Annotated in this window: 1 pseudogene; it reads right to left on the reverse strand. The window is 72.5% G+C overall.

The window, feature by feature from the left end:
- Window positions 1-258, reverse strand: a pseudogene (locus tag OO67_RS40410) (acyltransferase domain-containing protein); the annotation flags it as partial.

Here is a 258-nt window from a genome sequence, read left to right on the forward strand (position 1 = left end):
CTCGGTGACCTCGTCGAAGGCGGCGGCGAAGACGGGGTGGGCTTCGTGGAGTTCGCGTCCCATGCCGAGGCGTTGGCTGCCCTGGCCGGTGAAGAGGAACGCCGTCCTGCCGGGGGTCACGGTGCCTGTCGTCAGGCCGGGGGTCTCGGTGCCGTCGGTGAGTGCCGTGAGGCCGGTGAGGAGGGTGGTGCGGTCGGTGGTGTCCACCACGGCGCGGTGGTCGAAGCGGGTACGGGCGGCGAGGGATGCGGCGATCCG

Origin of the sequence: Streptomyces atroolivaceus, from assembly GCF_000717025.1 — a bacterium.
GTDB lineage: Bacteria > Actinomycetota > Actinomycetes > Streptomycetales > Streptomycetaceae > Streptomyces > Streptomyces atroolivaceus.